The organism is Pelomonas sp. Root1217 (genome assembly GCF_001425705.1).
In the GTDB taxonomy this organism is placed as follows: Bacteria; Pseudomonadota; Gammaproteobacteria; order Burkholderiales; family Burkholderiaceae_C; genus Pelomonas.
On the sequence record NZ_LMDC01000001.1, the window covers coordinates 1,239,469 to 1,261,108 of the forward strand.

At 68.5% G+C, this 21,640-nt stretch carries 21 protein-coding genes; 16 read left to right on the top strand and 5 right to left on the bottom strand.

The window, feature by feature from the left end:
- Position 1 precedes the first annotated feature (1 nt).
- Together ASC95_RS05595 and ASC95_RS05600 are read left to right on the top strand one after the other, a co-directional pair.
- Positions 2-820, top strand: coding sequence for a protein-glutamate O-methyltransferase CheR (locus tag ASC95_RS05595; protein ID WP_082567501.1), 819 nt, complete (start codon positions 2-4; stop codon positions 818-820).
- Positions 821-878: 58 nt separating this feature from the next.
- Entirely contained in the window at positions 879-1,940 is a 1,062-nt protein-coding gene (locus tag ASC95_RS05600) for a chemotaxis response regulator protein-glutamate methylesterase (RefSeq protein WP_057296732.1), read from the top strand.
- Here ASC95_RS05600 and ASC95_RS05605 read toward each other — a convergent pair.
- Complete coding sequence (locus tag ASC95_RS05605; RefSeq protein WP_057296733.1) at positions 1,937-2,629, bottom strand: response regulator transcription factor; 693 nt, start codon at positions 2,627-2,629, stop codon at positions 1,937-1,939. The two genes, ASC95_RS05600 and ASC95_RS05605, sit on opposite strands and share 4 nt — an antisense overlap.
- Before the next feature lie 172 nt (positions 2,630-2,801).
- On the opposite strand from ASC95_RS05605, the gene ASC95_RS05610 reads away from it, so the two are divergent.
- A complete protein-coding gene (locus ASC95_RS05610; protein WP_057296734.1) occupies positions 2,802-3,155 on the top strand; it encodes a hypothetical protein in 354 nt (117 codons plus the stop codon).
- Between the two features lie 3 nt (positions 3,156-3,158).
- Here the strand turns inward: ASC95_RS05610 and ASC95_RS05615 are convergent, their stop codons facing one another.
- On the bottom strand, positions 3,159-3,701 hold the full coding sequence (locus tag ASC95_RS05615; protein ID WP_057296735.1) for a DUF1415 domain-containing protein: 543 nt from the start codon (positions 3,699-3,701) through the stop codon (positions 3,159-3,161).
- Positions 3,702-3,847: 146 nt separating this feature from the next.
- The gene (locus ASC95_RS05620; protein WP_057296736.1) at positions 3,848-5,053 is read right to left on the bottom strand and encodes a M20 aminoacylase family protein; all 1,206 of its coding nucleotides are present in this window, start codon (positions 5,051-5,053) and stop codon (positions 3,848-3,850) included.
- A 49-nt stretch (positions 5,054-5,102) separates the two neighbouring features.
- On the opposite strand from ASC95_RS05620, the gene ASC95_RS05625 reads away from it, so the two are divergent.
- The 12 genes from ASC95_RS05625 to ASC95_RS05675 all read left to right on the top strand — a co-directional run bounded on the left by ASC95_RS05625 (position 5,103) and on the right by ASC95_RS05675 (position 19,205).
- Positions 5,103-5,417, top strand: a complete 315-nt coding sequence (locus tag ASC95_RS05625; protein WP_157255963.1) for a hypothetical protein — start codon at positions 5,103-5,105, stop codon at positions 5,415-5,417.
- 65 nt (positions 5,418-5,482) lie between these two features.
- On the top strand, positions 5,483-7,459 hold the full coding sequence (locus tag ASC95_RS05630) for a TonB-dependent receptor (RefSeq protein WP_057296738.1): 1,977 nt from the start codon (positions 5,483-5,485) through the stop codon (positions 7,457-7,459).
- Positions 7,460-7,597: 138 nt separating this feature from the next.
- Complete coding sequence (locus ASC95_RS05635) at positions 7,598-9,070, top strand: circularly permuted type 2 ATP-grasp protein (protein ID WP_057296739.1); 1,473 nt, start codon at positions 7,598-7,600, stop codon at positions 9,068-9,070.
- Positions 9,071-9,084: 14 nt separating this feature from the next.
- On the top strand, positions 9,085-9,243 hold the full coding sequence (locus ASC95_RS32415) for an alpha-E domain-containing protein (RefSeq protein WP_082567502.1): 159 nt from the start codon (positions 9,085-9,087) through the stop codon (positions 9,241-9,243).
- Positions 9,233-10,183: an alpha-E domain-containing protein gene (locus ASC95_RS05640; RefSeq protein WP_057296740.1), complete on the top strand. Its 951-nt coding sequence runs from the start codon at positions 9,233-9,235 to the stop codon at positions 10,181-10,183. Before ASC95_RS32415 ends, ASC95_RS05640 begins: the two co-directional genes overlap by 11 nt.
- A gap of 15 nt (positions 10,184-10,198) precedes the next feature.
- On the top strand, positions 10,199-13,630 hold the full coding sequence (locus tag ASC95_RS05645; protein WP_057296741.1) for a DUF2126 domain-containing protein: 3,432 nt from the start codon (positions 10,199-10,201) through the stop codon (positions 13,628-13,630).
- Positions 13,631-13,664: 34 nt separating this feature from the next.
- Complete coding sequence (locus ASC95_RS05650) at positions 13,665-13,949, top strand: DUF6290 family protein (RefSeq protein WP_057296742.1); 285 nt, start codon at positions 13,665-13,667, stop codon at positions 13,947-13,949.
- Positions 13,946-14,230 carry a type II toxin-antitoxin system RelE/ParE family toxin gene (locus tag ASC95_RS05655; RefSeq protein WP_057296743.1) on the top strand — a complete coding sequence of 95 codons (285 nt, stop codon included), beginning with the start codon at positions 13,946-13,948 and terminating at the stop codon, positions 14,228-14,230. The genes ASC95_RS05650 and ASC95_RS05655 overlap by 4 nt, the downstream gene beginning before the upstream one ends.
- A gap of 10 nt (positions 14,231-14,240) precedes the next feature.
- The gene (locus ASC95_RS05660) at positions 14,241-15,125 is read left to right on the top strand and encodes an alpha/beta fold hydrolase (RefSeq protein WP_057296744.1); all 885 of its coding nucleotides are present in this window, start codon (positions 14,241-14,243) and stop codon (positions 15,123-15,125) included.
- Positions 15,126-15,246: 121 nt separating this feature from the next.
- Positions 15,247-17,895, top strand: a complete 2,649-nt coding sequence (locus ASC95_RS05665) for a circularly permuted type 2 ATP-grasp protein (RefSeq protein WP_057296745.1) — start codon at positions 15,247-15,249, stop codon at positions 17,893-17,895.
- Positions 17,892-18,824 carry a transglutaminase family protein gene (locus tag ASC95_RS05670; protein ID WP_057296746.1) on the top strand — a complete coding sequence of 311 codons (933 nt, stop codon included), beginning with the start codon at positions 17,892-17,894 and terminating at the stop codon, positions 18,822-18,824. The genes ASC95_RS05665 and ASC95_RS05670 overlap by 4 nt, the downstream gene beginning before the upstream one ends.
- Before the next feature lie 3 nt (positions 18,825-18,827).
- Positions 18,828-19,205: a hypothetical protein gene (locus ASC95_RS05675; protein WP_057296747.1), complete on the top strand. Its 378-nt coding sequence runs from the start codon at positions 18,828-18,830 to the stop codon at positions 19,203-19,205.
- 33 nt (positions 19,206-19,238) lie between these two features.
- Here ASC95_RS05675 and ASC95_RS05680 read toward each other — a convergent pair whose 3' ends face one another.
- Complete coding sequence (locus ASC95_RS05680) at positions 19,239-19,832, bottom strand: LysE family translocator (protein ID WP_057296748.1); 594 nt, start codon at positions 19,830-19,832, stop codon at positions 19,239-19,241.
- A gap of 84 nt (positions 19,833-19,916) precedes the next feature.
- Here ASC95_RS05680 and ASC95_RS05685 point away from each other — a divergent pair, with 84 nt between their 5' ends.
- The gene (locus ASC95_RS05685; protein WP_057296749.1) at positions 19,917-20,360 is read left to right on the top strand and encodes an Lrp/AsnC family transcriptional regulator; all 444 of its coding nucleotides are present in this window, start codon (positions 19,917-19,919) and stop codon (positions 20,358-20,360) included.
- A 104-nt stretch (positions 20,361-20,464) separates the two neighbouring features.
- Here the strand turns inward: ASC95_RS05685 and ASC95_RS05690 are convergent, their stop codons facing one another.
- Positions 20,465-21,592, bottom strand: a complete 1,128-nt coding sequence (locus tag ASC95_RS05690; RefSeq protein ID WP_057296750.1) for an ABC transporter substrate-binding protein — start codon at positions 21,590-21,592, stop codon at positions 20,465-20,467.
- Positions 21,593-21,640 lie beyond the last annotated feature (48 nt).

Consider the following 21,640-nt stretch of genomic DNA (forward strand, 5'->3'; position numbering starts at 1 on the left):
CATGGCTTTGCAGGAACTGCGCGAACCCACCTACGTGCGGCTCGCCGAGCTGATGCACGGGTCGGTGGGGCTGAGCTTCTCGGTGGCCAAGAAGCCACTGGTCGCGTCGCGCCTGGCTCCGCGCCTGCAGCGCCTGGGGCTGGACAGCTACGACGCCTACGTCGATCTGATCAGCGGCACGAATGACGCCGGCGAGTTTCAGATGGCCGTCGACCTGCTGACGACCAACGAGACCTATTTCTTCCGCGAGCCGGCGCATTTCGACCTGCTGGAGGCCGAGCTGGGCCGGTTGCGCCCGCAGCGCCTGCGGCTGTGGAGCGCGGCCTCTTCCTTTGGCGACGAGGCCTACAGCCTGGCCATGCTGCTGGCCGACCTGCAGCAGGCCGGCCGCATCGGTGCGGACTGGTCACTGCTGGGCACCGACATCAGCGAGCGCGTGCTGCACAGTGCCGTCGGGGCCGTCTACCCCGAGGACAGGCTGCGCCACGTGACGCCCGAGCGCTTGCGCCGCTATTGCCTGCGTGGCACCGAGGGCTCGGCTGGCCTCGTCCAGATGCAAGCCCGGCTGCGTGAGCGCGTGGCGTTTGGCCAGCTCAACCTGTGCCGGCCCATCGAGGCGCTGGGCCCCTTCGATGCCGTCTTCCTGCGCAATGTGCTGATCTATTTCGACGCCCCGACCAAGCAGGCCGTCGTCGAGCGCGTGCTGTCCCAGCTGCGCCCCGGCGGCCTGTTCTTCATCGGCACGGCCGAGGGCCGCGTATCTGGCGTGGCGGGCCTGGAAGTGCTGGCGCCCGGTGCCTTCCGCAAGGCGGCCGCGTGAAGGCAGCGACCCACGTGCTGCATCCGGGCAACGTCGTCTGCATGGTCAGGACCTGAGCATGGCGACGCGCGTCTACATCGTCGACGATTCGGCGTTGATGCGGCAGACGCTCACCCACCTGCTGCGCGGCGATGCCGAGTTCGAGGTGGTGGGCAGCGCACCCAATCCGCTGCTGGCCGCACCGGCCATCGCCAAGTGCCGGCCCGACGTGCTGCTGCTGGACATCGAGATGCCCGGCATGGACGGCCTGACCTTCCTGCGCCAGCAGATGGAGCGCGAGCCGATCCCGACCGTCATCTGCTCGACGCTGACCACCGACGGCAGCCGCATGGCGCTGGACGCACTGGCCGCAGGTGCCGTGGCCGTCGTGGCCAAGCCGCGGCTGGGCCTGAAGCAGTTCCTCGAAGATTCCCGCCGCGAGCTGTGCCAGACACTGCGCAGTGCCGCTGGCGCGACGGCGCGCCGTGCGCCGCGACCGACTGCAGCGGCCGCCACAACCGCTACAGCCGTGAAAGCGGCGGCAGCCAACCCGCTGGCCTCGGTGCCGGCCATGAACCAGCCGGTGCTGATCGGCAGTTCCACCGGCGGGACACAGGCCGTGGAGGCCATCCTGATGGCGCTGCCCGCTGACGCGCCGGGCATCGCCGTCGTGCAACACATGCCCGAGAAGTTCACGGCCATGTACGCGGAGCGGCTGGACCGGGCCTGCGCGATGCAGGTGCGCGAGGCGCGCGACGGCGACCGGCTGGAGCGCGGCCTGGTGCTGATCGCGCCCGGCGGGCGGCATCTGCAGTTGTGCAAGGCGGGCGGGCAGTATTTCGCCGTCGTCCTCGACGGCCCGCCGGTGAACCGCCACAAGCCTTCGGTGGACGTGCTGTTCCGCTCCGCCGTCGACTGCGCCGGCAAGGACGCGCTGGCGCTGATCCTGACCGGCATGGGCGACGACGGTGCCCGCGGCATGGCGGCGCTGCGCGAGCGCGGCGCCCGCACGCTGGCCCAGGACGAGGCCAGCTGCGTCGTCTTCGGCATGCCCAAGGAGGCGATTGCGCGCGGCGGCGTCGACGCGGTGCTGCCGCTCAAGGAGATGGCGGCGGCGATCCTCGCTTTCGATCGCCGCTAGATCAGTTGCAGCGGCGCGCGGAAGACATAGCCGACGCGCGACTTGCTTTGCAGCGGCACCAGCGTGGGCGTGGCGCGCTCGATGCGGCGGCGCAGGCGGTAGATGGTGGCCGACAGGCCGTCGTCGGTCTCGCCCTCGGGCACCTCGCGACCGAGCTTGTTCAGCAGGGTCTCGCGGGTGACCGGTTCGCCACCGGCCTGGGCAAAGCATTCCAGCAGCTGGCGGTCGGCCTCGCTCAGCTGGATGCGCGTGCCGTCGGGCACGACGAGTTCGCCGCTGGCGCGGTCCAGCTTCCAGACCGCGTCGGCCGCCGAGGGCTTGGCAACGCGGCGCTGCACGGCGGCAATCGCCAGCGACACCTGCTCGAACTGCACCGGCTTGACGAGATACATGTCGGCGCCGGCCGTGATGACCTCGCGGAAGACCTCCGGCCCGAGGCGCCCTGATACGACGACGATGCCGGCATCGGTGCGCCGGCGCAGGATCTTGATCAGCTCCACGCCGTTGACGCCGGGCAGCATCAGGTCGACGAGGTAGAAATCGAAGCCAAAGGCGTCGGGCGAGGCCAGCAGCGCATTGCTGTCGTCGAAACGGCTGACCGCGATGCCCTGCTGCTCCTGCAGATGCTGGGTCAGGAACTCGGAGTACTCAGCGTCGTCATCGATGAGGGCGAGGGTCTTGGGTTGCATGGTGGCGGAGGGCACGAGAGCAGCCGCGGAGTTTGCCGCATGACTGGGGCGTCAGCATGCCTCGGAATGCCTCTTGAGCGTGGTTTGCTGCACGTTTTGGGTCATAAATGACTGACACTAGGTGGGCGCTGTGATAAATCAAGCCGCCAATGAGCGGCACGAGGAGACCGCGATGGCCGATGACGTGCAAGCCGAAGGCCCAGACGAGTTGACTTGGCTGCATCCGGGCCAGCGCGCGGCACCGCCCGAGGCGCTGCGACGCATCCAGGTGCTGTGCGGCAGCCGGCCCGACCTGTTCGCCGCCATGTTCCTCGTGCTGGCAACCCACCAGGAGCTGCCGCGGGACATGCTGGCGGCGGCGATCAAACAGTTCCGCAGCGACCTGGATGCCTATTCGCGCGACGATGTTGTCAGCCTGCTGACAGCCATCTGGAATGGCGGCAGGAGCGGCTTCGACGCGGTGTTGCGCACGCGCGCCAATTCGCCCAAGAAGGGTGGTGGCGGCTTCTCCTGGGTGAAGGAATGAGCCTCAGCCCTTGAGGCCGAGCTTGCGCCAGCCCTCCACGCCCAGCTTGTCCAGCGTCTCGAGGTTGTTCTCATAGATGGACGCCGTGTCGGGCATGGACTCGACGGCGCGCTCGATGCTGTCCTCGCGCAGGATGTGCAGCGTCGGGTAGGGCGAGCGGTTGCTGTAGTTGGCGATGTCGTCGGGCTCGCTGCCTTCGAACTGGTAGGCGGGATGGAAGTCGGCGATCTGCAGGATGCCGTCGAGCTTCAGTTCTTCCACCAGCGCGTCGGCCGCGTCCAGGAAGTCGTTGAAGTCGAGGAAGTCGGTCAGAACATTGGGATGGATGACCAGCGTCGTGTCCACCTCTTCCGGATCGGCGCGGTTGAGCGCCAGCAGTTCGCGGGCGAGGTCCTTCAGCAGCGCTTCGGGCTCGGTCGCATCGCTGACGACGTAGCGGATGCGCTCGTTGACGTGCACGGCCTTGGCGAACGGGCAGAGGTTCAGGCCGATGACGGCCTTGATGACCCAGTCGCGGGTGTCCTGGATGACTTGTTCGTGGTTCATTTGAGTTGCCCTTTACGGCAGCGTGGTGCACTGATGCGGGCCGAGCGCCGGGCCGCTCCCAAGCCGGCCCGCGCTGGCGATGTGCTTGCGGCTCAATGCCGCAAGCATCGCCGTCCCCGCGGGGGACCGACCAGACGCGCCCGCGTTCAGCGCGGCGCGGTTGGGCGAGGGGCCAACCATTCTTCAGCCATGCGCACCCACATCGAGCCGCCCAGCGGGATCAGCTCGTCATTGAAGTCATAGCTGGGGTTGTGCAGCATGCAGGGCCCCATGCCGTGGCCGTTTGAGCGGTGGCTGCCGTCGCCATTGCCGATCAGGAAGTAGCAACCCGGCTTGTCCAGCAGGTAGTAGCTGAAGTCCTCGGCGCCCATGGTGGGCTCGAACTCCTGCACGTTATCGGCACCGACCATGTCGGTCAGCACGCGGCGCGCGAACTCAGTCTCGGCGGGGTGGTTGATGGTCGGCGGGTAGTTGCGACGGAACTCGAACTCGGCCTGCAGCTCGAAGGCGCCTGCCAGTTGCTCGGTCATTTCCTTCATGCGGCGCTCGAACAGGTCCAGCAGCTCCAGCGTGAACGTGCGCACCGTGCCCTCCATGACAACAGAGTCCGGCACGACGTTGGTCGCCTCGCCGGCGTGGATCATGGTCACGGAGATGACGCCGGGGTCGATGGGGCGCTTGTTGCGCGACACGATGGTCTGGAAGGCCGTGACGAGCTGGCAGGCGGCCGGCACCGGGTCCAGCCCCAAGTGCGGCATGGCGGCATGCGAGCCCTTGCCCTTGAGCGTGATCTTGAATTCGTTGCTGCTGGCGAACACCGGGCCGCTCTTCAGCGCGAACTGGCCGGCCTGCATGCCGGGCCAGTTGTGGGCGCCGAACATGGCTTCCATCGGGAACTTGTCGAACAGGCCGTCCTTGATCATCTCGCGCGCGCCGCCGCCGCCTTCCTCGGCGGGCTGGAAGACGAGGTAGACGGTGCCGTCGAAGTTGCGGTTCGTCGCCAGGTGCTTGGCCGCGGCCAGCAGCATGGCGGTGTGGCCGTCATGGCCGCAGGCATGCATGCGGCCCAGGTAGCTGCTGGCGTGGGGGAATTCATTGCGTTCGGTCATCGGCAGCGCGTCGATGTCGGCGCGCAGGCCGACGGCGCGGTCCGACGTGCCGTTCTTGACGATGCCGACCACGCCGGTCTTGCCCAGGCCGCGGTGCACGGGAATGCCCCAGTCGGTCAGCGCCTTGGCGATGACGTCCGCGGTGCGCTCCTCGTGGAAGCAGAGTTCGGGGTGCTTGTGCAGGTCACGGCGGATGGCCGTGATGGCCGGGGCGTCGGCCAGGATGGTGTCGATGAGCTTCATGAGAGGGTGACTTCAGGCTCTGTAGAGGCCTGAGTTTAGGATTGCGGCCGTGAACGTTCGTCGTTGGTCAAGAAACTGGCTGTTGTGGCTGGCCCTGCTGCTCCCCCTCGCGCAAGCGATGGCGGGAGTCCATGCCTTGTCGCACGTCAGCAGCGACCGCCAGGACGACGGCATCGCCCACCTGGTCCACTGCGACCTTTGCCTGACCGCCGCCGACCTGGGTGCCGGCGCGCCGGCCGCCGAGCCCGTCGCCCTGGTAGCCGACACCGCCACCCATGCCGCGCCGTTGCTGGCCCGTGGTGGCGCCCCGCGCGCTGTCAGCCTCGGCCTGCCGCCCGCCCGGGCGCCCCCCGCTTCCGCCTGAACTCCAAGCCTTCCCGTGCTCAGACCGAGCGCGGGCGTTTGCGTTTCATTGCGGAAGTACCTCTCATGCGTTCCTTTGCCCTGGCGCCCCTCGCGGCCGCCTGCCTGCTTTCCATTTCTGTCCACGCCGAACCGGCCGAATCCCTCGACAAGGTCGTCGTCACCGGCAACCCGCTGAAGAGCCAGGTGCTGGCCCAGCCCAGCGATTCCCTCAGCGGCGACCAGCTCGTGCTGACCCGCGCCGCCAACCTCGGCGACACGCTGCAGGGCCTGCCCGGCGTCGCCGCCACCAACTTCGGTCCCAATGCCAGCCGGCCCAGCATCCGCGGCCTGGATGGCGACCGGGTGCGCATCCTCAGCAACTCGGGCGCCTCGGTCGACGCGTCCAACCTCAGCTTCGACCATGGCGTGGCCATCGACCCGCTGGTCATCGACAAGGTCGAAGTGCTGCGCGGCGCGGCGGCCCTGCTGTATGGCGGCAATGCGGTGGGCGGCGTCGTCAACACGCTGGACAACCGCATCCCGCGCACGCTGATCGACGGCCTGAGCGGCGCGGCGGAAGTTCGCCTCGGCGGGGCCTCGCGCGACAAGAGCGGTGCCGTCGTGCTGGACGGCGGCACCGGCCAGCCGCATTCGGGTTTCGGCTGGCACGTCGACCTGGCCGGGCGCGATGCTGGCGACCAGATCGCGCCGCGCTTTGACAGCGATGGAGAAAGCCGCACCAGCGTGCGCAACTCCGCCGCGCGCAGCCACGGCGGCGCGGTCGGCGGCTCGGTGTTCTTCCAGGGCGGCTATGCCGGCGTGTCGGTGGATGACTTCCACACCAACTACGGCACCACGGCCGAGGAGGACGTAACCATCCGCATGCAGCGCCAGCGCATCGCCACGGCCGGCGAGTGGGCCACGGCCGATGGCCCCATCCATCGCATCAGCTGGCAGCTCAGCCGCAACCGCTACGAACACCAGGAGGTGGAGGGCACGGGCGAGGTCGGCACGACCTTCAAGAGCACCGGCACCGATGGCCGTGTCGAGGTGGAGCACGCGGCCCTCGGCCCCGTCAAGGGCCTGGTCGGCCTGCAGACCGAGTCGCTGGACTTCTCGGCCCTGGGCGAGGAAGCCTTTGTGCCCAGCACGCGCACGCGCACCACCGGCGTCTTCCTGCTGGAGCAGGCCAAGCTGGGTGGCGTGGACTGGTCGGCCGGCGCGCGCACCGAGCGCGTGACGGTGGATTCCGACGGTGGTGACCGCTTCGGCGCCCCGGCGTTCAAACGCTTCCGGCCGGTGAGCGTTGCACTGAGCGGCGTTTACCCGCTCAACGCCGCCTGGAGCCTGAGCGCCAACCTGAACCGCACCGAGCGCGCGCCGGCCTATTACGAGCTGTTTGCCAACGGCCTGCATCTGGCCAGCGCCGCCTATGAGCGCGGTGATGCCACGCTGGGCGTGGAGCGCTCCAAGGGGCTGGACGTGGGGCTGAAATGGGAGGGCGACGGCAGCCATGTGCACGTCAACGTCTACGAGACGCGCTTTGCCAACTACATCGCACTACAGGCCACCGGCGAGACGGCCGACAACGGCGGCGAGACGGTGCCGGTCTATGCCTTCCAGGCCGTGCCGGCGCGGCTGCGTGGCGTGGAGTTCGAGGGCCGCTGGCAGCTCCACCCGGCCATTGCGCTGCTGAGCCAGCTTGACGCCGTGCGCGGCGACAACCGGGCGACGGGCGAGCCGCTGCCCCGCCTGGCGCCGCTGCGCGCCATGCTGGGCCTGGAAGCGAAGCAGGGCGACTGGTCTGGCAAGCTGGAATGGCGCGGCGCCGCCCGCCAGACCCGCGTCGCCGAGTTCGATACGCCCACGCCCGGCTACGGCACGCTGCGCCTGTCCGTCGCCCGCCAGCTGCGCTGGGGGCAGACCGACGCCCTCTGGTACCTGAAGCTCGACAACCTGGGCAACAAGCTGGCCTACAACGCTACCGCCGTGCCGACCATCCGCGACCTGGCGCCCCAGGCGGGCCGGTCGGCGAGTACAGGGTTGCAACTGCGTTTCTGAGCCCCCGACCCGGTGTACAACCGTGCATGCCGCCCATGTACCGGGCGGTATGCACGCAAGTCGTGCGTGCACGCACCAGAAGCTTCTTTCTAGCGCGGGCGCGGAACTTGCGTCGCGAGGCAGGGAACAGGAGCAACGATGCAGACCGCCTTTGACGAGATGAATGCCGCTGCGCTGCAGTGGCAAGGCGCCACCGGCCAGGCCCAGCAGGCTGGTGGCGTGCGTGCTCATTACGAGAGCTACGCCCGCTGGCTGGCCGAGCAGCCCGAGTCGCTGATGCGCGAGCGGCGCGAGCAGGCCGAGCTGATCTTCCGCCGCGTGGGCATCACGTTTGCCGTCTATGGCGACAAGGACAGCGGGGAGGGCACCGAGCGCCTCATCCCCTTTGACCTGATTCCTCGGGTCATCCCGGCGGCCGAGTGGACCTCCATGCAGGCGGGCCTGGCCCAGCGCGTGACAGCGCTGAACCGCTTCATCCACGACGTCTATCACGACCAGGAGATCTTGAAGGCCGGCATCGTGCCTTCTGAGGAGATCCTGAACAACGCCCAGTTCCGCAAGGAGATGATGGGCGTGGACGTGCCCGGTGGCGTCTACAGCCACATCGCCGGCGTCGACATCGTGCGGGCCGGCCATGCCGACGGCAGCGGCCACTACTACGTGCTGGAGGACAACCTGCGCGTGCCCAGCGGCGTGAGCTACATGCTCGAGAACCGCAAGATGATGATGCGGCTCTTCCCCGAGCTGTTCGTCAACCATCGCATCGCGCCGGTGGCCCACTACCCCGACCTGCTGCTGGACACCCTGCGCAGCGTGGCGCCCTCGGGCGTGTCGGACCCCACCGTCGTCGTGCTGACGCCGGGCATGTACAACTCGGCCTACTTCGAGCATGCCTTCCTGGCGCAGCAGATGGGCGTGGAGCTGGTCGAGGGCCAGGACTTGTTCGTCGATGGCGGCTTTGTGTACATGCGCACCACGCGCGGCCCCAAGCGCGTCGACGTGATCTACCGCCGCCTGGACGACGACTTCCTCGACCCCAAGGTGTTCCGCGCCGATTCGCAGCTGGGTTGCGCCGGCCTGGTGGACGCCTACAAGGCGGGCAAGGTGACGCTGTCCAACGCCATCGGCACCGGCATCGCGGACGACAAGTCCATCTACCCCTATGTGCCGAAGATGATCGAGTTCTACCTCGGCGAGAAACCCATCCTGCAGAACGTGCCGACCTATGTCTGCCGCGACAAGGAAGACCTGGCCTACACGCTGGCCCACCTGCCGGAGCTGGTGGTCAAGGAGGTGCACGGCGCGGGCGGCTACGGCATGCTGGTCGGCCCCGCCGCCACCAAGGCCGAGGTGGAGGCCTTCCGGGCCCAGCTCATTGCCAACCCGAACAACTACATCGCCCAGCCGACGCTGTCGCTGTCGACCTGCCCGACCTTTGTCGAATCGGGCATCGCGCCGCGTCACATTGATCTGCGACCCTTCGTGCTGTCGGGGTCGAGCGTGCGCATGGTGCCCGGCGGGTTGACTCGGGTGGCGTTGAAAGAGGGGTCCTTGGTGGTGAACAGCAGCCAGGGTGGTGGAACCAAGGACACCTGGGTTCTTGAGGACTGAGGGAGGACTGATCGATGCTTTCAAGAACCGCTGACCATCTGTTCTGGCTGAGCCGCTATATCGAAAGAGCAGCTCGAGCGCGAAGCGCTCGTGGCGAAGCCAAAACACGGCGCAGCGCGTCAGCGCGGGCGGTGTTTTCGGCCAACCAAGGGGAGTCGAAGCATGCTGTCTAGGACTGCTGACCACCTGTTTTGGCTGAGCCGCTACATCGAACGGGCCGAAAACACCGCCCGGATGCTCGACATCGCGTACCAGACCTCCCTCCAGCCGCAATCGGCGACGGAATCCGAGCAGTCGTGGAGCAGCCTGGTGTCGATCTCCGAGCTGAACAGCCTCTACAACACCAAGTACCCGCGCATCAACAGTCGCAGCGTCATGGAGTTCATGGTGGCCGACGAGAACAACCTCTCGTCCATCTTCAACTGCCTGCGCGCGGCGCGCGAGAACGCGCGGGCCGTGCGCGGTGCGCTGACGACCGAGGTCTGGGAGACGATGAACCAGACCTGGCTGGAGTTCCGTCGCCTGCTGCGCGAAGGCCTGCTGACGCGAGATCCGTCGCAGCTGTTCGAGTGGGTCAAGTACCGCTCGCACCTGTCGCGTGGCGTCACGGTCGGCACCATGCTGCAGGACGAGGCCTTTCACTTCATCCGCATCGGCTCCTTCCTGGAGCGGGCTGACAACACGGCACGACTGCTGGACGTCAAGTTCTATCGCCACGACGGGGAGGTCGTCTCCGAGCGCGACACGGCGCGCGATTTCTACTACTGGTCGGCAGTGCTGCGCTCGGTGTCGGGCTTCGAGATCTACCGCAAGGTCTACAGCAACGTCATCCAGCCCGACAAGGTGGCCGAGCTGCTGATCCTGCGGCCCGACATGCCGCGCTCGCTGTCGCATTGCGTGACGCGCATGCTGGCCAACCTCAAGCGCGTGGCCAATCCGCAGTCGGGCGAGACGCTGCGCCGCGTCGGGCGGCTGGAGGCGGAACTGGCCTTCGGGCGCATCGACGAGATCCTGGCCAAGGGCGGCTTGCATCCTTTCCTGGATGGCTTCCTCGCCGAGGTGGCCGATCTCGGCGCGGGCATCAGCCGCGACTTCCTCGTTCCTTCGACCTGATCAGACGGGCTACGCATGTCAATCCACGTCGCCCTCAAGCACGTCACCCGCTACAAATACGACCGCCCCGTCAGCCTCGGCCCGCAGGTCGTGCGGCTGCGGCCGGCGCCGCATTGCCGCACGCCGGTGCTGAGCTACTCGCTGCGCATCGAGCCTGCCGACCATTTCATCAACTGGCAGCAGGATCCCTTTGCCAACTACCTCGCGCGGTTGGTCTTCCCCGAGAAGACGACCGAGTTCACCGTCACGGTGGACCTGGTGGCCGAGATGTCGGTCTACAACCCCTTCGACTTCTTCCTCGAAGAGCATGCCCAGACCTTCCCCTTCAAGTACGACGAGGTCCAGCAGATCGAGCTCGCGCCCTATCTGCAGGTCGAGCCGCTGACGCCCTTGCTGGCCGCCTACCTGAAGGAGATCCCGCTCGACCGGCGCTCGACGAATGACTTCCTCGTCGAGCTCAACCAGAAGGTGCAGGGCAGCGTCTCCTACCTGATCCGCATGGAGCCCGGCGTGCAGACGCCCGAGGAGACATTGGAGAAAGCCTCCGGCTCCTGCCGCGATTCCGGCTGGCTGCTGGTGCAGTTGATGCGCCATCTCGGCCTGGCGGCGCGCTTCGTGTCGGGCTACCTGATCCAGCTGACGCCCGACGAGAAGGCGCTGGACGGCCCCAGCGGCACCGAGGTCGACTTCACCGACCTGCATGCCTGGTGCGAGGTCTATCTGCCCGGCGCGGGCTGGATCGGCCTGGACCCGACCTCCGGCCTGCTCGCCGGCGAAGGCCACATCCCGCTGGCGGCCACGCCCACGCCCGGCAGCGCTGCGCCCATCAGCGGCGCCGTCGACAAAGCCGAGGTCGAGTTCGAGCACGAGATGAGCGTCACGCGCATCTACGAGTCGCCGCGCGTGACCAAGCCCTACACCGAGGAGCAATGGGCCGAGGTGCTGAAGCTCGGCGAGCAGGTGGACCGCGAACTGGCCGCCGGCGACGTGCGGCTGACGATGGGTGGCGAGCCCACCTTCGTGTCCATCGACGACCGCGACGCCCCCGAATGGAACACCGAGGCGCTCGGCCCCACCAAGCGCATCCACGCCCAGCAGCTCACGCACAGGCTGCGCGACGAATATGGCCAGGGCGGCTTCCTGCATTTCGGCCAGGGCAAGTGGTATCCCGGCGAACAGCTGCCGCGCTGGGCGCTGTCCATCTACTGGCGTGCCGACGGCCAACCCTGCTGGCGCAACCCGGAGTGGTTCGCTGACGAACGCGAGGGCCACGCTTACACGAGCACGCATGCCCAGGCCTTCATGAGCGCACTGACGCGCCGCCTGGCCCTGCCAGACAGCCATGTCGAGCCCGCTTACGAGGACACCTTCTACTACCTGTGGCGCGAGCGCCGCCTGCCGGTCAACGTCGACCCCTTCGACTCGCGGCTGGACGACGAGATGGAGCGGGCGCGCCTGCGCCGCATCTTCGAGCAAGGCCTGGCCGAGGTCGTCGGCTATGTGCTGCCGATCGCCCACAGCGGCGACTCGCCGGCCCTGGCCGGCACGCGCTGGCAGACGGGGCCCTGGTTCTTCCGCGACGATCGCCTCTACCTGCATCCCGGCGACTCGCCGATGGGCTGGCGGCTGCCGCTGGACTCGCTCCCCTGGGTCAGCAAGGGCGACTACCCCTACCTGATCGAGCAGGATCCTTTCGCACCGCGCGGCATGCTGCCGGCCGCGGCGGCACTGCGCGTGCAGACGCTGGGCGTCACGTCCGCCGGGCCGGTGCCGGGGCAGCTGCGTGGCGGCAAGGCTGGCGGTGCTGGCGGTGCTGCCGCCGGTGGTGCCGGAGGCACGAGCGACGGCTCGACCAGGGTCGCACCAGGCCGCTTCGAGAGCGCCCGTGACGTCACGCGCACGGCGCTGTGCGTCGAGGCCCGCGACCCGCGGCGCGCCAACGGCCCCGCGGCCGAACGCAAGGGCAAGGCCAGCGGCGTGCTCTACGTCTTCATGCCGCCGCTCGAAAAGCTCGAGCACTATCTTGAGCTGTTGACGGCGGTGGAGGCGGCTTGCGAGGACACCGGCTACAAGATCGTGCTGGAGGGCTATCCGCCGCCGCGCGACCCGCGCCTGAAGCTGCTGCAGGTCACGCCCGACCCCGGCGTCATCGAGGTCAACATCCACCCGGCCCACAACTGGCGCGAGCTGGTCGACCACACAGAATTCCTCTACGAGGCGGCGCGGCTGACGCGCCTGTCGAGCGAGAAGTTCATGATCGACGGCCGCCACACCGGCACCGGCGGCGGCAACCACTTCGTGCTCGGCGGCGCCACGCCGGCGGATTCGCCCTTCCTGCGCCGCCCCGCGCTGCTCGCGTCGCTGCTGGCCTACTGGCACAACCACCCCAGCCTGAGCTATCTCTTCAGCGGCCTTTTCATCGGCCCCACCAGCCAGTCGCCGCGCGTGGACGAGGCGCGCAACGACCAGTTGCGCGAGCTGGAGATTGCGCTGGGCGAGATCCACAAGCTCGGGGACAACGTCGCTCCTTGGCTTATCGACCGCACGCTGCGCAATGTACTGGTCGACGTGACTGGCAACACGCATCGCAGCGAGTTCTGCATCGACAAGCTCTACTCGCCTGACTCCGCCACCGGCCGCCTGGGCCTGCTGGAGCTGCGCGCTTTCGAGATGCCGCCGCATGCACGCATGAGCATCGTGCAGCAACTGCTGCTGCGCGCGCTCGTCACCCGCTTCTGGAACAAGCCCTACCGCGCACCGCTGGTGCGCTGGGGCACGGAGCTGCATGACCGCTGCTTGCTGCCGCATTTCGTGCGCGAGGACTTCGCCGACGTCATGCAGGACATGCGCGAGGCCGGCTATGCCTTCGACGCCAATTGGTTCGCGCCGCACTTCGAGTTCCGCTTCCCGAAGTACGGGGAGTTCGTGGCCCGCGGCGTGCATGTGACGCTGCGCGGCGCGCTGGAACCCTGGCATGTGATGGGCGAGGAAGGCTCGGCCGGCGGCAATGTGCGCTATGTGGACGCGTCGCTGGAACGGATGGAGCTGCTCGTCACCGGCCTCGTTGACCCGCGCCACCGTGTGACGGTCAACGGCGTGCCCGTGCCGCTGCAGCCCACGGGCCGCGTCGGCGAGTTCGTCTGCGGCGTGCGCTACCGCGCCTGGCTGCCGGAGTCGGCCCTGCACCCCACCATCCCCATCCACGCGCCGCTGACGCTGGACCTTGTCGACACCTGGCAGAACCGGTCCTTGGGCGGCTGCCGTTACTCGGTCGCGCACCCGGGCGGGCGCAATTACGAGACGCTGCCGGTCAACGCCTACGAGGCCGAGAGCCGCCGCCTGGCGCGCTTTGCGGCGATGGGCCACACGCCGGGCCGTGTCGAAGTGAAAGAGCCGCAACGCAGCTTGGAGTTCCCGTTCACGCTGGATCTGCGCAAGGTGGGTTGATGTAGCACAATTGCGCTACAGCATTGGAGCCCCCATGTCGACGACGACCATTCGCCTGGAAGACGACTTGAAGGAACGCGTGAGCGAAGCCGCCGCGCGGGCCGGCAAGACGGCGCATGCCTTCATCCGTGATGCCATTGTCGAGTCGGTTGAGCAGGCGGAATTCGATGCGGAGACGGACAGGATCTGCGAGGAGCGCTGGACCGAGTTCCTGAAGACTGGCGAAGCCGTCAGCCTTGACGAAGCCAAGGCGTACTTCGATGCCAAGGTTGCCGGTAAGCCGGCGGCACTGCCGAAGCCGCGCAAGATTCTCGGATGACGCGTGTCGAGCTTGGACGCGGTGCAATTGACGATCTGGACCGCATCACGGATTTTCTGATGGCGCACGATGCTGACAACGCCGTCGAGCGCAAAGACGAGTTGCTCGATGCGCTGCGTGTGCTGACTTACGCGCCAGAAATCGGACGCCGTGCCGGCACCGGAACTCGTGAACTGGTCGTCGGCCGCGCTGCACGAGGTTACGTTGTTCGCTACCGATACATGCCGAGCGCTGATGTGGCCGTTGTAATCTCGATTCGCCACCAGCGCGAATCGCGCTAAGACCCGAAGCATGCGCATCGAAATCGAACCCGGCGTCCGCCTCTTCGTCGACATCGAGGGCCTGGGCTTTGAGCCCGTCGGCCCGGAGCTGCGCGAGAAGCCCACGCTGATCCTCGTCCATGGCGGCCCGGGTTTCGACCACACGGCCTTCCGGCCCTTCTTCAGCCGCTTCACCGACCTCTGCCAGGTCGTCTACTTCGACCAGCGCGGCCATGGCCGCAGCGACCCGCGCCCGGCAGATGAGTGGGTGCTGGATGTCTTCGCCGACGACATCGTGCGGCTGTGCGACGCGCTGGGCGTCGTCAAGCCCATCGTGCTGGGCCAGAGCTTCGGTGGCTTCGTCGCGCAGCGCTATCTGGCCCGCCACCCGGAGCACCCGGGCAAGGTCGTGCTGTCCAGCACCTCGCATCACTTCGGGCTGGAACGCAAGATCGAGCGTTTTGGTGCGCTGGGCGGGCCGGACGCCGCGGTCGCCACGCGCGAGTTCTGGGAGAACCCCGGCCCGGCCAGCTGGGCCGTGTATGAAAAGGTCTGCCGCCGCCTCTACAACACCCAGCTCAAGAACCCGAACGCCGGCGGCTGGATGATGTTCAAGCCGGAGATCCTGTTCGCCCACACCCGCACCGAGCTGCGCGACATGGACCTGCGGCCGGGCCTGGCGAATGTGCAATGCCCGGTGCTGGTCATGGCCGGCGAGCAGGACCCGGTCACGCCGCCGCAGGACGCCGAAGAGATCGTTGCCGCGCTGCCGGCGCAATGGGTGCAGTTCGAGCGCTTTGCCAACGTGGGCCATGGCGCCTGGCGCGATGACCCGGAGGCGGCCGAGCGCGTGTTGCGCGCCTTCCTGTCGCCGCGTGGCCAGGTCGCCAGCGAGCCGGGCTTGCCGGCGCCCTGAGCGGTGATCGGCGCCGGCCGGCGCACCCCCCGCAGCCCCGGGCCGGCGCTGCGCGGACATTGCTCGACAATGCCTTTTCCGCCTTCTTCGCGCCGCATGACTGCATCGATCCGTCTCTCCCATGTCTGAGCTCACCCCCAGCCAGTGGAGCCTGCTTCCCGACGAGCCCGAGGAGGTGCTGGCGCCCGACCCGCTGGCGCTTGCTGCTTCGGCCGCGCTGCGCAGCCGTGACGGCCACTTCTATGAGCTGACCGGCCAGGTCAACCAGCCCGGCGAGCCCCAGGGCGGCCTCACCGAGCGCTGGCGCCGTTTCTTCGCCGCTGGCGGTGCGGCGGGCTGGCAAGAGCTCAGCGCCAAGGCCCTGCGCGTGCAGCGCCGCGTGCTGGAGGACGGTGCCAGCTACAACGTGCACAGCGATGCCCCGCCGCTGCCCGGCCAGGACGAGAGAGAGGGCGCGCCGCTGGCCCGCCACTGGCCGCTGGAACTGTTGCCCATGCTCATCGAGCCGGACGAGTGGCGCCATATCGAGGCCGGCATCGCCCAGCGCTCGCGCTTGCTCAACGCCGTCATGGCCGACACCTACGGCGAGCGCAAGCTGTTGAGCGAAGGCCTGCTGCCCGCGTCGCTGGTGCTGGCCCACCCGCAATACCTGCGCGGCATGCACGGAGCCAAGCCAGCCGCCGGTGTTCACCTGCATGTGCTGGCCTTCGACCTGACGCGCGCTAACGACGGCCATTGGTGGGTGGTCGGCCAGCGCACGCAGGCGGCGTCGGGCCTGGGCTATGTGCTCGAGAACCGCCTCATCATTGCCCAGCAGTTTCCGGAAGCCTTCCGGCAGATGGCCGTGCAGCGGCTGGCGGCGAGCTACCGCGATTTCATCCAGACCCTGACCCAGCTGTCACCCGCCGGCGAGCGCAGCCGTGTCGCGCTGTTGACGCCGGGCCCGCGCAACGAGACTTATTTCGAGCAGGCCTTCCTGGCGCGTTATCTCGGCATCACCCTCGTCGAAGGCGCCGACCTGACGGTGCGCGCGGACAAGGTCTATCTCAAGACGCTGGCCGGCCTGGAGCGCGTGCATGTGCTGCTGCGCCGCGTCGACGACACCTGGCTGGACCCGCTGGAACTGCGCGCCGACTCCATCCTGGGCGTGCCGGGCCTGCTGCAGGCAGCGCGTGCAGGCGAGGTCGTCATCGCCAATGCGCCCGGCGCCGGCTGGCTGGAAAGCCCCGGCCTGTCGGCCTTCTGGCCCGGCGTGGCCGAGGCCCTGCTCGGCGAGGAACTGACGCTGCCGGCCATCCAGAGCTGGTGGTGCGGCGAGGACAACGCCTGGCGCAGGTTGCGTCCGCGGCTGGCCGAATTCGTCGTCGTGCCGACCTTTTCGGCCAGCAGTACGACGCGCAGCTTCTCGCCCATCGTCGCCGCGGAACTGACCGACGAGCAGCTCTGGGAGCTGGCCGAGCGTATCGACGCCGACCCCACCGCCTACACCTTGCAGGCCCGGGTCAAGCCCACCAAGCAGCCGGTCTGGACGCGCGGCGCGCTGGAGCCGCGCGTGGCCGTGCTGCGCGTCTTCGCAATGACCGACGGCCAGGGCGGCTGGAAGGTGCTGCCCGGCGGCCTGGCGCGCGTGGCGCCCAAGCGCGACCCCCTGGCCGATGCCTGGCTGTCCATCCAGCGCGGCAGCTTGAGCGCCGACACCTGGGTCATGACCGACGGCGAGGTCGACCCGACGACGCTGCTGGCCCAGCCGCTGCAGGCCGCCGACCTGCGCGACGTGCACTGGACGGTGACCAGCCGCGCCGCCGAGAATCTGTTCTGGCTGGGCCGCTACACCGAGCGTGCCGAGAACAGCGCCCGGCTGGCGCGTCATGTCATCGAGGCCAGCGTCATGGTGCAGCGCGGCGCGATGCCGCCGCCCATGCTGCCGCTGCTGGACGCGCTGGCACGCCGCCATGGCCTCGTCGGCGCCAAGGCGCCCGCGGCCGAGGACGATCCGCGCGGTTTCGAGCGTGCGATCCTGACGGCCCTGCTGCCGGCGTCCGGCGAGACCAGCGTCGGCTGGAACCTGCGTGCGCTGCAGTCCTGCGCCCAGGCGCTGCGCGAGCGCCTGTCGCCCGAGGCCTGGCGCCTCATCCACGAAACAGCCGCCCAGTTCGAGCAGCATCTGCGCGCCGTGTTAGACCGCCCCGGCCCGGCCACGCCGGTGACCGATGTGCTCAATGTGCTGGCGCGCGCCGACACCCACCTGGCCGCCATCACCGGCGCCCAGACCGACCGCATGACGCGCGATGACGGCTGGCGGCTGCTGTCCATCGGCCGCCAGATCGAGCGCCTGTCCTTTCATGCCGAGGTGCTGGCCGAGACTTTCGAACATGGCTTGGCGCTGACCGAGGACGGCTTCGGCCTGCTGCTGGGCGTGTTCGACTCGACCATCACCTACCGTGCCCAGTTCCAGGCGCGCCGCGAGGCACCGCCATTGCTGCACCTGCTGGTGCACGACACCGACAACCCGCGGTCGCTGGCCTGGGTGGCGCGCACGCTGCGCGACCGCTTCGCCAAGCTGGCCCGCCACGATCCCGGCTGGGCCGCCGACATCGCTGCCGAGCTGCCCGTGCCAGAGGCCTGGCCACTGGCCGAACTGGCTGCGTCAGGGCTGGCCCTTGTCGAGCACCTGACGCGCGCAGCGGCCCAGGCGGGCGAGCTGTCCAGCCTGATCAGCCAGCGTTATTTCGCGCATGTGCTGGGTGCCGAGCAGAGGGTCTGGCAATGACGGACGTCAAGCTCGCCGTCCATCACGTCACCGAGTACACCTACGAGGCCTCGGTGGAATGGGCCTATCACGCCGCCTGCCTGGCGCCGCGCCACACGCCCTGGCAAAAGGTCAGCGACTGGCGACTCAACATCGACCCGCTGCCGGACGGCTGGGGCGTTGAGGGGCTGGAGCTGGACACGGGCGAACTGGCCCGGCATCTGCGTCGCGACCCCTGGGGCAACCGGCACCTGAGCTTTGGCCATGCGCGCGTGCATGAACGCCTCGTCGTCGACAGCCGTTTCGAGGCGGAGCTCAGCGCCCGCCCGGTGCCCGAGCCCGGCCGCGGGCAGGCCTGGGAGGCCGTTGCGGCCGGCCTGCGCTACCGCGCTGGCCGTGCGCTGCAGGAGGCCGACGAGTTCGCGCTCGCCTCCAACTACGCCGCACCCGACGAGACGCTGCGCGCCTATGCGCGCCGCGCCTTTTCGCCCGGCCGCACGCTGGCCGCCGGTGGCCTGTCGCTGATGCACCAGATCCACACCGACCTGCGCTATCTGCCGCAGAGCACGACGGTGGCGACCCGCGCCGCCGACGCGCTGGCCCTGCGCAGCGGCGTCTGCCAGGACTTCGCCCACGTCTTCATCGCCGCCTGCCGCTCACTGGGCCTGGCGGCGCGCTATGTGAGCGGCTATCTGCTGACACGCCCGCCCGAGGGCGTGACCAAACTTGTCGGCGCGGATGCCTCGCATGCCTGGGTTGAACTGTGGTGCCCCGAGCAGGGCTGGCTGGCCCTGGATCCGACCAATGCCGTGCCTGCGGGCCTGGACCACGTCACGCTGGCCTGGGGCCGCGACTATGCCGACGTGGCGCCGCTGCGCGGCGTGCTGCGCGGCGGCGGCGTGGCGACGCTGCGCGTAGGCGTGGCGGTGGAGCCGGTCCAGGAGGTATGACCGGTGAGCCGCCGGCGAATCCTCTGCGCGCTGGCGGTCATCCTGGTTCTCGTCGCCGCCGGCTGGGCCTGTGAAGAGGCGGGACTTTCCCAGATGTCCGACGTGCTTCAGCGTCGGTGGGATTGCTGGGCCGAACAGACCCGCACCAGAGCCACCTGTGCGCCACAGCGCCACGTCGCGCATGACGACGCGGACTGGTGCGAGTCGGCCGTGGCGGCCTGCCGCGCCAAGGGTTTTGATCGCGCCGCCGAGGCCGCCGAAGCGAACTGGGGTCGCTGGCAGGCGACTGGGGCCATGTTCAGGATCCTGGCCGCGCTGGCATCTGTGGCGCTCGTGTTGAGCGTCGGCTGGCGATGGATGACGCGGCGCCGCTCCGGGTGAGCGTGACGATCGAGCCGGCAGCAGCGATGTCGCTCAGCCGCGCAGCAAGGGCAGCACTGAGACGACCATCAGCGTCGCAGCGCCCCAGTTGAAGGCCTTGAGCGCGCGCGGTCGGTGCAGCCAGCGGCGCATCTGCTCGCCCAGCAGCGCCCAGGAGCCGCAGCAGGGCAGGTTGACGAGCACGAAGACGGCAGTCACTGCCGGCATGCCGAGCTCGCCGTAGGCCGTCACGGCCGTCAGCGCCATCGCCCAGGCCTTGGGGTTGACGACCTGGAACAGCGCCGCAGCGCCGAAGCCCATGGGGCGGCTGTTGCCACTGCCGCCCGCCGTGGGCGGCGCGGCGGTCGCGACGCGAAAGGCCAGATAGAGCAGATAGCCCAAGCTCGCCCACTTCAGCACATCGTGCAGGCCGGGAAAGCGGGAGAAGACCTCACCCAGGCCCAGGCCGACGAGCACCAGCATGACGCCGAAGCCGAAGCTGATGCCCAGCAGATGGGGCAGGCTGCGCCGCCAGCCGAAGTGGGTGCCCGAGGCCAGCAGCATCAGGTTGTTGGGGCCGGGCGTGATCGAGGTGACGAAGGCGAAGCCGGCCAGGGCGGCCAGGGTGCTGAGAGTGGCGGTTTCCATGGCACGCAACTCTAGGCAGGCTGGCGTCGAATGGGTTTGCGTTCTGCGGTGTCGGGGTGCGCCCATGTGCAATCATCTGCGGCCATGGATGCGATCGACGAGAAGATCTTGCGTGAGCTGGCCCGCGATGGCCGTGTCACCAATGCCGAACTGGCCCAACGCATTGCGCTGAGCCCGTCTGCCTGTCTGCGCCGTGTGCAGGAGCTGGAGAGAGTGGGCGTCATCAAGGGCTACCGCGCCGTGCTGGACCCGGGGCGGCTGGGCCTGGGTTTCGTGGCCTACGTGGCCATCGGCTTGTCGCGCCACACGCTGGACGAGCAGCTGAGCTTTGAGCAGGCGATGAAGGATTGCCCGGTGGTGCGGGAGTGCCACAACGTGACCGGCGCCTTCGAATACCTGCTGCGCGTCGAGGTGGCCGACCTGCCAGCCTACAAGCGCTTCCATGCCGACGTGCTGGGCGGCCTGCCGCAGGTCAGCATGATCACCAGCTACATCGTCATGGATTCGCCCAAGGACGATCGAGGCTAACGATGAAGGAAATGCAACCACAGAGGCACTGAGGCACTGAGAAAACCCCTCTTGGATGTTCTCTGTGGCTCAGTGCCTCTGTGGTTGCCTTTTGAGAATTCGCCTCAGCGTTTGACTTTTCCGTCGCCGGTCAGCATGGAGAGTTCCACGAAGCTGGAGCCGGTGTGCTTGGTGGGCGAGAAGTTCAGGTGATAGCCGCGTGATTCGTAGCCGGACAAGGTCTCCAGCGCGGCGATCAGGGCTTCGCGGGTGGGGCGGCCGCCCAGGCGGCGCAGGGCATCGACGATGACGCGCGCCGCGACATAGCCTTCCATGCTCGTGTAGTTGGGCTCGGCCTTGGCGTCGAGCTTGCGCAGGGCCTGCTGGTAGTCGTTGACGAGGCCGACCGCGGTGCCGAAGGGCGACGGCATGACCTGCGAGACGACGATGCCGGCGGCGTCCTTGCCGAGCTCATCGGCCAGGGCCTGCGTGCCGACGAAGGACACGTTGTAGAACTGGCCGAAGTAACCCGCCTTGCGGGCCTCGCGGATGAAGGCGGCGCAGCTCTTGTACGCGCTGATCTGCACGATCGCCTCGGCCTGTGCCGGCACGAGGGTCTTGATGGCGGCGGCCACGTCGACACTGTTGCGTTCCACCGTCGCAACGGCCACCGGCTGCAGGCCACGCTTTTCAAGCGCGCGAACCACGCCCTTGAGACCGGCCTGGCCATAGGCGTCGTTCTGGTGGAAGACGGCGATCTTCTTCAGGTCGAGCTGGGTCAGCTGTTTGACGATCAGCTCGGTCTCGTCGTAGTAGGACGCGCGGATGTGGAAGACCAGCTTGTTGAACGGGTCGCGCAGCGCCTCGGCGCCGGTGAAGGGGGCGATGAAGGGAATCTTGGCCGCCGTCGCCAGCGGCAGCGCCGCCACCGACGTGGGCGTGCCCACATAGCCGAACAAGGCGAAGACATCCTCCTGGATGAACTTCTCGGTGTTGGCCTTGCAGCGCGCGGGCTCGTAGCCGTCGTCCAGCGTCCTCAGCACGATGGGCAGGCCGCCCACGCCGCCGTTGGCGTTGACGGCATCGAAATAGGCCTTGGCGCCGAGTTGCATCTGCAAGCCGAGCTGGGCGGCGGGGCCGGTCAGCGGCACGGACTGGCCGAGCACGATGGCGCGGCGTTCCTGGGCGCGAGCGGATGTGGCCGGCAGCGCGAGGCTGGCCAGGGCGAGATGGGCTTGGCGGCGAGTCAGCATGGGCGCGAATGATGCCCCAAGCCGGGGGCCGCTGTTACAACCGATCGG